Raw genomic sequence first — 8,942 nt, 5'->3', positions numbered from 1 at the left:
TTCGCCCAGGCCCGCGCGCTGTCGACCGGGTTCAACGATGAACCCACTCGCGCCAGCCGCCCCTACGACAAGGCCCGCGACGGTTTCGTCATGGGCGAAGGCGCCGGCGTGGTGGTGCTGGAAGAATATGAACGCGCCAAGAAGCGCGGCGCCAAGATTTACGGCGAAGTGATCGGCTATGGCCTGACCGGCGATGCCTATCACGTGACCGCGCCGCACCCCGAAGGCTCGGGCGCATTCCGTTCGATGCAGATGGCGCTGCGCAAGGCCGGACTGAACCCCGAAGACATCGACTATATCAACGCCCACGGCACCTCCACGCCGATGGGCGACGAACTGGAACTGGGCGCGGTAAAGCGGCTGTTTGGCAGTGCCATCGACAATGTTTCGATGTCGTCGACCAAATCCGCCATCGGGCACTTGCTGGGCGGGGCCGGGGCGGTGGAGGCGATTTTCTGCCTGCTGGCACTGCGTGATCAGGTTGCGCCGCCGACGCTCAATCTGGATGATCCGTCGGATGGCTGCATCGGGGTCGATCTGGTGCCGCACGTTGCCAAGCAGCGCCGCATTCGCGCTGTGCTGAACAATTCGTTCGGCTTTGGCGGCACCAACGCGACGTTGGTGATGCGCGGCGTCTGACGCCATGCGCCGCGCGCTCCTCGCCTTTGTTGCGCTGTTGCTGTTGGTGGGCGTGCCGATTGCGTTGCTTCCCTGGTATGGGTGGGGAAGCACCGCCGGTCCGGGCGAGGCCTTCGAAGTCAAGCGCGGGGCCAGCCTTTCGGGTGTGGCGCGCGATCTGGAAGCGGCCGGGCTGATCGCATCGGCGGGCCAGTTCCGTGTGCTGGCCCGGCTGCTGGGCGATGATGCGCCGGTGCAGGCCGGCCGCTATCGGCTTGCGCCGGGGCAGGCGTGGAACGAGATTTTTGCCGCCCTGCAAGAGGGCAAGGTGGAGCGTTTCACGGTTACCATTCCGGAAGGTTGGCCGGCGGTGCTGGTGGCGGAACGGATCAACGCCGTGCCGGGCCTGAAAGGCAAGGCGGCAGTGCCGGCCGAAGGCAGCGTGCTGCCCGATACCTACGAATATCACCCCGGTGAAGACCGCGCCGTGTTATTGAAGCGTATGCAGGCAGCGATGACCAAGACACTGAATGACCTTTGGCCAAAACGCACCGCTCGCGCCGTGGTGACGTCTCCGGCGCAGACCGTCGTGCTGGCCAGTATCGTTGAAAAGGAAACCGGCAAGGCCAGCGAGCGCCGAACGATTGCAGGGGCGTACAGCAACCGGCTGAGGATTGGCATGAAGCTGGATGCCGATCCGACGGTGATTTATCCGATCACGGCAGGCAAGCCGCTGGGCCGCCGTATCCGCCGATCCGAATTGCAGCGCGACACCGGGTACAACACTTATCTCAAGCCCGGCCTGCCGCGCGGCCCCATCGCCAATCCGGGCCGCGACAGTTTGATGGCGTTGCTCGATCCAGCCGAAACCGACGCGCTGTATTTCGTTGCCGATGGCAGCGGAGGGCATGTGTTTGCCAAAACACTGGCGGAGCAGAACGCCAATGTGGCGCGCTGGTTTGCGCTGCGCCGCCAGCGCGGTGAGATGTGAGCCGAAAGCCAGCTTATCGGCCGACCTCGAAGCCGGCCGCACGCCGCAAGCCGGGCGTGCTGATGTGGCTGGCGCGGCTGGCGGCGCTGCCGCTGCTGGGCTGGATGCTGGGATTGATCTGGTTCAGCCTGACGCTGCCCGGCCCGGCGCCGCTGGCGGTGACAAGCGATGGGGTTGTGGTGCTTACGGGCGGCGCCGGTCGGTTCAAGCGTGGGCTGGCGGCGGTGGAAGCCGGCGCGGCGCGGCGAATGTTGGTTTCGGGCGTTGGCGAAAAAACCAGCCGCCGGCAGATGGCTGCGGCGTTCGGCGTTGCCACGCGCCGGCTGCGCACCACCGATCTGGGCTATCAGGCGGTCGATACACGGTCCAACGCCGAGGAAACCGCGCGCTGGGTGGCGCAGCATGATTTCACGTCGATCCGGCTGGTGACCAGTGCTGCGCACATGCGCCGCGCCCGGCTGGAATTGTCGCGCGTGCTGCCGGCGGGTGTGAAGGTGCTGCCGGATGCGGTACCGTCGGAACCCAAGGCACCCGGCCTGGCGTTTGAATATTCGAAATGGTTGGCTCGCCGCGGTGCGCTCATGCTGGGGGCGGCGTGATGCCCATTTCTCCGGTGGCGTCGCCGCTGGCCACCGTGCTGGCCCTTGTGCGCACCATCATTTTCCAGATCGTGTTCATGGGCGGATCGCTGGTGCTGGTGCCGCTGGCGCTGCTGCTGGGCTTGTTGGGCACGGGCCAAAGCCGGTTCATCGGGCCAAAGCTGTGGGCAGGCTGGTTTCGGCTCACCAGCCGGGTCATCACCGGCGTTCGCATCGAGATGGCCGGTGAAATTCCCGCCGGGCCGCAGTTGTTTGCGCTGAAACATGAAAGCGCGCTGGAAGCGATCCTGACGCTGTGGTGGTTTGAACGGCCGGCGGTGGTGATGAAGCAGGAATTGCGCAATATTCCGATCTGGGGGCTGGCCTCGGCGCGGCACGGATCGATTTTTGTCGATCGTGCCGGTTCGGCCGGAATGCTGCGCGAGATGATGCGCCAGGCGCAGGCCGCCGTGGCAGCGGGGCGCCCGGTGGTGATTTTTCCGGAAGGCACGCGCGTGGGTGTGGGCGAAGCGCCGCCGCTGGCGGCCGGTTTTGCCGGGCTTTACAAGTTGCTGAAATTGCCGGTGGTGCCGGTGGCGCTCGACAGCGGCAGTGTGTGGCTGAAAAGCTTCATCAAATATCCCGGAACCGTGCATATGCAGCTGGCCGCGCCCATCCCGCCCGGTCTGCCCCGCGCCGAGGTGGAAGCGCGGGTGCACAGTGCCATTAACGCGTTACAGGATAAAAGCAGGATGGTCGGGGGATGAAGCGGCGTTGGCCATTGTTGCTGGCATTGCTGCCGCTGTTGATGGGCATGGCGGTATATGGCCAGGTTTGGCGCGGCTGGGCGGCTGGCCTTGAAACCACGCTGGCGCGCTGGTTCCCCGGCAGCGGCGCGCGCGTTGGCGGCTTTCCCTATCGGCTGGAAGCAGAATTGGCCGGGGTTTCGCTAGCCCACGCAGGGGAAACCCGGCTGGCGCTGGCGGCGGCGCGGCTACGCCTCAATCGCGGGCCGTGGCGGCCGGAATTGACGGTGTTTCAAGGCGAGGGCATCGGTCTGAGCGCCGCGGCGGCGGGGCTGGCGGCGCGGGTGACGGCGGGTTCGGCCACGGCCAGCCTGAAAATCGTGCAGGACGCCGCCGGGCTGGACCGGCTGGCGCGCCTGTCGATCGTGCTGGCCAAGGCGCGCGGCACTGCCGGCATCGGCCCGGATTTTCGCGCTGACAGCCTTGAATTGCATGGCCGCGAGATTTTGGATGCGAAAGCCGATCCCGCCAACCCGCGCTTGCCGGCGCGCTTGCCGAACCGGGGCCAGCTGGTGATTGGCGCGGCCGGCTTTGCCTTGGGGCAGGGCGCGCCGATCAATCTTGCCGCCGATCTGAGCGTGCGCGGGGCCGGCCGGCTGGACGGATATCGCCGCTGGGCCGATCGCGGCGGCAGCCTTGATGCGGTGGTAACGGGCAGCGATGCCACTGGCGAAATCTTCAAGCTGGAAGCGACCATCGTGCCGTTGGGGCCTGGTGGGAGTGCGGGCCTGCGGCTGGCCGGCACTGTCTCCACCGTGTGCCCGCTGGCGGTGCAGGCGGCGCTGAACGGCACCGCGCCGCTGGCCGAACAGCGCCTGCGGGCGCCGGTCCGGCTGGCGCTGGAAACCGCGCTGCCGGCCGGCGGCCCCTCGGCGCTATCGGGCATGCCGGGCGATCTGGCGACCCGGCCGCGCCGCGGCCAAGTGCCGGCCTGCCCCCGGCTGGGTTGATCCAGCCGCTGCTGTCTTCAGCGGCCGAAATCGGGTTTTTCGGTATCCTGGCCTTCGTCGATGATGCTGCGGCGGACGGCGCGGGTGCGGGTGAACAGGGTTTCCAGCGCGTCGCCGTCGCCCCAGCGGATGGCGCGTTGCAGGGCGACCAGATCTTCGGTGAAGCGGCCGAGCAGTTCGAGCACAGCCTCGCGGTTGTTCAGGAACACATCGCGCCACATCACCGGATCGCTGGCGGCGATGCGGGTGAAATCGCGGAAACCGCCGGCGGAATATTTGATCACTTCAGCCTTGGTGACGGCTTCGAGATCGCTGGCGGTGCCGACGATGCTGTAGGCGATCAGGTGGGGCAGGTGGCTGGTAACGGCGAGCACGCGGTCGTGGTGGGGCGCGTCCATCAGTTCGACCTTGGCGCCCAGCCGGCGCCAGAACTCGCTCAGGCGTTCCACCATGACCTGATCGGCGCGCGGCGGCGGGGTGATGATGCACCAGCGGCCGTGGAACAGGCTGGCGAACCCGGCATCAGGCCCGGATTTTTCGGTGCCCGCAACTGGATGTGCAGGGATGACGTGCACACCGGGCAAGGCAGCACCGAGCACGCGGGCGACGCTTTCCTTGACCGAGCCGACGTCGGAAACCACCGTATCGGGGGCCAGTTCCGGGGCGATTTGCGCCGCCACATCGGCCATCGCGCCCACCGGCACGCACAGGATGACCAGATCGGCGTCGACCACGGCGACCCCCGCGCCGTCGGTGACATCATCGGCCAGGCCCAGTTCGGCGACGCGTTCCCGCACCGCCGGGTTGGCATCGGTGACGATTAGCCGCACCGTTGGCATGGCATCGCGAACGGCGCGCGCCAGGCTGGAGCCGATTAGGCCCATGCCGATGATGGCAACGCGCGCAAACGGCAGCATCAGGCAATGTTCTCGGGGCTGCGGCCTTCGACATAATCGCGCAGGGCGGCGGCCACGGTGCGGGTTTCGTTTTCGGTGCCGATGGAAATGCGAAGGCAGCGCGGCATGTGCTGCACGGCGAGGTAGCGGCAGATGATACCGTGATCGAGCAGATACTGGTTGCAATCGGCGGCCGTTACGGGGCCATTTTCGGGAAATTCAACTAGAATGAAGTTGCAGGCCGACGGGATGGCGCGCAGGCCGGCGTTGCCCCCAACGTCCTTCAATTTGGCAATTTCGCCGGCCAGCCAGCCGCGCAGGCGGATGGTTTCATCGCGCACCATGACGATGTGTGAATGATCGGCCAGGCTGGCGACAGCGGCTGCCTGGCCGGTGGTGGTGACGTTGAACGGCCCGCGCACCCGGTCCAGCGCGGCGATGATCGGCAATGCGGCCACAGCCCAGCCGACGCGCTGCGCCGCCAGCCCGTGGATTTTCGAGAAGGTGCGGGTGACGACGAGGTTGGGCAGGGTTTGCGCCAACGCCAGACCATCTTCGTATTCGCCTTCGACAAATTCGGCATAGGCGCAATCGAGCACCAGTACGACGTTGGCCGGCACTTCGCCGATCAGGCGGCGGATATCAGCCGCGGGCAGCAGCGTGCCAGTGGGATTGTTGGGATTGGCGAGATAGATGATGCGCGTGGCCGGCGTGATTGCGGCGAGGACGGCGCCGACGTCGGCAGCGTAATCGACATCGGCCACCACCACCGGCGTCGCGCCGACGCGGCGGGCAGCGCCATCATACACGGCAAAGCCGTGGCGGACGTGGATGATCTCGTCGCCGGGGCCGGCAAAGGCAGATGCGATCATGTGCAATATTTCGTCGCTGCCGGTGCCGCAGATGATGTGGGCGGGATCGACGTCGTATTTTTCACCCAGTGCGCCGCGCAATTCGGTGGAGGCCGGATCGGGATAGCGATGCCCATCGGCCAGTACCGCCTGCATCGCTGCCACGGCCATCGGCGACGGCCCCAACGGATTTTCGTTGGACGACAATTTGGCGATGACCGGCGAGCCGCCAGCTTTGGCCTGTCCCGGCACATAGGCGTGCATGGCGGCGATCCAGGGCTTCATTTGGGGTGCGGATGCGGCGTTGATTGGGCTCATGCTTGGCCGTTAGCGAATATCGCTGGCACAGTCACCCCTTCGCCATTAATCGAACTGCCGCAATGGACACACGATTTGGCTTGGAACGCTGCATCACCCTGCCCGGGGATTTCCCGCTGGCCGGCGGCGGCGTGTTGCCCGAACTCGATATCGCCTATGAAACCTATGGCACGCTGAACGCCAACGCCACCAACGCCATACTGGTGTGCCACGCGCTCACCGGCGATCAATATGTGGCCAGCAGCCACCCCACCACTGGCAAGGCGGGGTGGTGGACGCGGCTGGTGGGGCCGGGCAAGCCCGTGGATCCCGAACATTGGTTCGTGATCTGCGCCAATGTGCTGGGCGGCTGCATGGGCAGCACCGGGCCGTCGTCGGTTGATCCGCGCGATGGCCTGCCGTTTGGCATGCGCTTTCCGGTGATCACCGTCCCCGACATGGTGGCGGCCCAGGTGCGGCTGCTCGATCATCTGGGCATCGGCACGCTGGCCGCAGTGATCGGCGGATCGATGGGCGGAATGCAGGCGCTGACGTTGGCGGTGTATCATCCCACGCGTGTAAAGAAGGTGGTGGCGATCGCCGCGGCCGCCCGCCATTCGGCGCAGAACATCGCCTTCCACGAAGTTGGCCGGCAGGCGATCATGGCCGATCCGATGTGGGCGGGCGGAGCCTATGCTGCCGACAAGCCGCCGGCCGCTGGCCTCGCGGTGGCGCGCATGGCCGCGCACATTACCTATTTGTCGGAGGAAGGCCTGACCGAGAAATTCGGCCGCCGCCTGCAAGACCGCGACGCGGTGTCGTTCGGGTTCGATGCGGATTTTCAGGTGGAATCGTACCTGCGCCACCAGGGCCTGAGTTTCGTCGAGCGGTTCGACGCCAATTCGTATCTGTATATCACCCGCGCGATGGACTATTTCGATCTGGCTCAGGCGCATGACGGCAGCCTGGCGCGGGCCTTTGCCGCCACGCAGAGCCGGTTTTGCCTGGTGTCGTTCACCTCGGACTGGCTGTATCCCACCGCCGAAAGCCGCCGCATCGTGCGGGCGCTGAATGCGGCGGGTGCGCCGGTGTCGTTCGTTGAACTGGAAAGCCCGTTTGGCCATGATGCGTTTCTGCTTGATGCGCCGGAGATGAACCGGGTGATCAATGGGTTCCTCACCGCATGACTCCGGTTCCGCTGCGCCCCGATCTGGCCGCTGTGGCCGCCGCCGTGCCTGACGGCGCGCGCGTGCTGGATATCGGCTGCGGCGATGGCCAGCTTTTGGCGTGGCTGCGCGATACCAAGGGCGTGGAAGGCCGCGGCATCGAGCTTGACGCCAGTGACGTGGCCGCCGCCGTGGGGCGCGGGCTGGCGGTGGTGCAGGGCGATGCCGATACCGATCTGGGCGACTATGCCGATGCGGCGTTCGATGTGGTGATCTTGTCCAACGCGTTGCAGGCCATGCACCGGCCAGCCGATGTACTGCGCCAATTGGTGCGCATCGGGCGCAGCGCCGTGGTGTCGTTTCCCAATTTCGGCCATTGGCGGGTGCGGATGAGCCTGGCGTTGGGCGGCCGCATGCCCGTCACCCGCAGCCTGCCGGTGAGCTGGCACGAGACGCCCAACATCCATTTCTGCACCATCAGCGATTTCGAGGCGCTGGCGGGCGAAATGGGGCTGACGGTGGAGCGCCGCGCCGGGCTGGTGTCGGGCCGGCAAGCGGTGTTCTGGCCCAATCTGCTGGCCGATACCGGGGTGTTCCTGCTTAGTCGCCGATAGGCTATCGTGGCCAAATGGACGACACGGCCGGGCTCGATCCTGAACTGATCCGTTTCCTGCGTGAGGAACTGGATGTTGACGTGCCTGTCGCCGGCAATGGCTGGGAATTTACCGGGCCACTTTGGCTGTGGCGCCCCAAAGCGCAGGATGACGCCGCCAAAACCACCACCACGGCCTGGCATTTCCTCACCATCGACGGCGATGTGGCAGCGGCCTTGCGGGCAGCTGCGCCGGGGCGATCGGCAGCGTGGGGATCGGTGTATGTGAAGGTCAACCTTGGCACATCCAGTTGGGAAACATCGGTATTCCCCAGCAAGGATGCTGGCGGCTATCTGCTGCCGATCAAGGCCGCCATCCGCAAGAAGCAGGGCATCGCACAAGGTGATGTGGTGACGGTGCAATTGAGCGTTTGAGAAGCGGCTGCCGGCAATTCGCCGGGTGTCAGTTAACGAGCCTGGGCTCCATCGCCGGATCGGCTGCGCCGACCATCACCGGTTTTTGCCAATCACGCTTTGATACCAGCACGACATGATAGCGTTCGGGCAGGGTTTCCAATTGCCAATCCAGCACTTCGAACATGGCTTCGTCCAGCCGCAGCGCCAGCGGTTCGCGCAGCCAGCCGATATCCTTGATGTGCCATGGCCGCCGCGCCCGCACGATCAATACCGCCAGGCCGGCCGGTGACAGCACTCGCCACAATTCGCGCAGCATCAGCCGCGGCTGCACCAGCGGGGCCGACAGCAGCGCCTTGTCGAACAGGGCTTCGTGGAACGGCAGGTGGTGCGGATCGGCGCGCACCGTGCCGGGGCGCAGTTCATCGTCGCTGGCCGCCACACAGGCGATGTGTTCCCACCCCTCCAGATTGAGCGTCACCTTTTCCGGCGGGCGGCCCAGCACCAGCAGCCGGCCCACCGGATGTTCCGGGCGGTGGCCGGCAAACAGCCGATCAATGGGGGTGGCATCGCGGATCATGGGCTGGTTCAGCGCTCGACAGCGAGTGCAATCCCCATGCCGCCGCCAATGCACAACGTTGCCAGGCCCTTTTTGGCGTCGCGGCGGCCCATTTCGTGCAGCAGCGTCACCAGCACGCGGGCGCCCGACGCGCCGATCGGGTGGCCGATGGCGATGGCGCCGCCGTTCACATTGAGCTTGGCGGGATCGAGGCCGAGTTCCTG

At 66.2% G+C, this 8,942-nt stretch carries 11 protein-coding genes and 1 pseudogene; 8 read left to right on the top strand and 4 right to left on the bottom strand.

The annotated features are described in order from the left end of the window. The 5 genes from ACESL8_RS05855 to ACESL8_RS05835 all read left to right on the top strand — a co-directional run. Positions 1 to 639, top strand: a 639-nt coding sequence (locus ACESL8_RS05855) for a beta-ketoacyl synthase N-terminal-like domain-containing protein (RefSeq protein ID WP_372916781.1), incomplete at its 5' end; no start/stop codon positions are given. Between the two features lie 4 nt (positions 640 to 643). After that, entirely contained in the window at positions 644 to 1,609 is a 966-nt protein-coding gene (gene mltG / locus ACESL8_RS05850; RefSeq protein ID WP_372916779.1) for an endolytic transglycosylase MltG, read from the top strand. After that, positions 1,606 to 2,208, top strand: a complete 603-nt coding sequence (locus ACESL8_RS05845) for a YdcF family protein (protein WP_372916777.1) — start codon at positions 1,606 to 1,608, stop codon at positions 2,206 to 2,208. Before mltG ends, ACESL8_RS05845 begins: the two co-directional genes overlap by 4 nt. Continuing rightward, positions 2,208 to 2,954, top strand: coding sequence for a lysophospholipid acyltransferase family protein (locus ACESL8_RS05840; RefSeq protein WP_372916783.1), 747 nt, complete (start codon positions 2,208 to 2,210; stop codon positions 2,952 to 2,954). The genes ACESL8_RS05845 and ACESL8_RS05840 overlap by 1 nt, the downstream gene beginning before the upstream one ends. Beyond that, a complete protein-coding gene (locus tag ACESL8_RS05835; protein WP_372916775.1) occupies positions 2,951 to 3,943 on the top strand; it encodes a hypothetical protein in 993 nt (330 codons plus the stop codon). Before ACESL8_RS05840 ends, ACESL8_RS05835 begins: the two co-directional genes overlap by 4 nt. Before the next feature lie 17 nt (positions 3,944 to 3,960). On the opposite strand, the gene ACESL8_RS05830 is transcribed toward ACESL8_RS05835, so the two are convergent. Together ACESL8_RS05830 and hisC are read right to left on the bottom strand one after the other, a co-directional pair. Next, positions 3,961 to 4,860 (bottom strand): prephenate/arogenate dehydrogenase family protein, encoded by a 900-nt coding sequence (locus ACESL8_RS05830; RefSeq protein ID WP_372916773.1) that lies wholly within the window; start codon positions 4,858 to 4,860, stop codon positions 3,961 to 3,963. Further along, positions 4,860 to 6,008: a histidinol-phosphate transaminase gene (gene hisC / locus ACESL8_RS05825; RefSeq protein WP_372916771.1), complete on the bottom strand. Its 1,149-nt coding sequence runs from the start codon at positions 6,006 to 6,008 to the stop codon at positions 4,860 to 4,862. Before hisC ends, ACESL8_RS05830 begins: the two co-directional genes overlap by 1 nt. A gap of 62 nt (positions 6,009 to 6,070) precedes the next feature. Here hisC and ACESL8_RS05820 point away from each other — a divergent pair, with 62 nt between their 5' ends. The 3 genes from ACESL8_RS05820 to ACESL8_RS05810 are packed head-to-tail and all read left to right on the top strand — an operon-like array spanning position 6,071 to position 8,180. Continuing rightward, entirely contained in the window at positions 6,071 to 7,174 is a 1,104-nt protein-coding gene (locus ACESL8_RS05820) for a homoserine O-acetyltransferase (RefSeq protein ID WP_372916769.1), read from the top strand. After that, the gene (metW, locus tag ACESL8_RS05815; protein WP_372916767.1) at positions 7,171 to 7,767 is read left to right on the top strand and encodes a methionine biosynthesis protein MetW; all 597 of its coding nucleotides are present in this window, start codon (positions 7,171 to 7,173) and stop codon (positions 7,765 to 7,767) included. Before ACESL8_RS05820 ends, metW begins: the two co-directional genes overlap by 4 nt. A gap of 14 nt (positions 7,768 to 7,781) precedes the next feature. Then, positions 7,782 to 8,180 carry a DUF1905 domain-containing protein gene (locus ACESL8_RS05810; RefSeq protein ID WP_372916764.1) on the top strand — a complete coding sequence of 133 codons (399 nt, stop codon included), beginning with the start codon at positions 7,782 to 7,784 and terminating at the stop codon, positions 8,178 to 8,180. 28 nt (positions 8,181 to 8,208) lie between these two features. Here the strand turns inward: ACESL8_RS05810 and ACESL8_RS05805 are convergent, their stop codons facing one another. Together ACESL8_RS05805 and ACESL8_RS05800 are read right to left on the bottom strand one after the other, a co-directional pair. Beyond that, positions 8,209 to 8,739 (bottom strand): hypothetical protein, encoded by a 531-nt coding sequence (locus ACESL8_RS05805; protein WP_372916762.1) that lies wholly within the window; start codon positions 8,737 to 8,739, stop codon positions 8,209 to 8,211. Positions 8,740 to 8,747: 8 nt separating this feature from the next. Then, positions 8,748 to 8,942: pseudogene (locus ACESL8_RS05800) on the bottom strand (acetyl-CoA C-acetyltransferase); the annotation flags it as partial.

This window comes from Sandarakinorhabdus sp. (assembly GCF_041689835.1).
Taxonomy (GTDB): domain Bacteria; phylum Pseudomonadota; class Alphaproteobacteria; order Sphingomonadales; family Sphingomonadaceae; genus Sandarakinorhabdus.
Note: the sequence above shows the minus strand (reverse complement) of the source record. Positions and strands in the feature narration are given on the sequence as shown.

What these genes read in the sequence shown, in the direction of transcription:
- hisC (WP_372916771.1), bottom strand. Translation starts at nt 6,008, where the DNA reads ATGAGCCCAATCAACGCCGCATCCGCACCCCAAATGAAGCCCTGGATC.
- ACESL8_RS05805 (WP_372916762.1), bottom strand. Translation starts at nt 8,739, where the DNA reads ATGATCCGCGATGCCACCCCCATTGATCGGCTGTTTGCCGGCCACCGC.
- ACESL8_RS05830 (WP_372916773.1), bottom strand. Translation starts at nt 4,860, where the DNA reads ATGCTGCCGTTTGCGCGCGTTGCCATCATCGGCATGGGCCTAATCGGC.
- ACESL8_RS05835 (WP_372916775.1), top strand. Translation starts at nt 2,951, where the DNA reads ATGAAGCGGCGTTGGCCATTGTTGCTGGCATTGCTGCCGCTGTTGATG.
- metW (WP_372916767.1), top strand. Translation starts at nt 7,171, where the DNA reads ATGACTCCGGTTCCGCTGCGCCCCGATCTGGCCGCTGTGGCCGCCGCC.
- ACESL8_RS05810 (WP_372916764.1), top strand. Translation starts at nt 7,782, where the DNA reads ATGGACGACACGGCCGGGCTCGATCCTGAACTGATCCGTTTCCTGCGT.
- mltG (WP_372916779.1), top strand. Translation starts at nt 644, where the DNA reads ATGCGCCGCGCGCTCCTCGCCTTTGTTGCGCTGTTGCTGTTGGTGGGC.
- ACESL8_RS05820 (WP_372916769.1), top strand. Translation starts at nt 6,071, where the DNA reads ATGGACACACGATTTGGCTTGGAACGCTGCATCACCCTGCCCGGGGAT.
- ACESL8_RS05840 (WP_372916783.1), top strand. Translation starts at nt 2,208, where the DNA reads ATGCCCATTTCTCCGGTGGCGTCGCCGCTGGCCACCGTGCTGGCCCTT.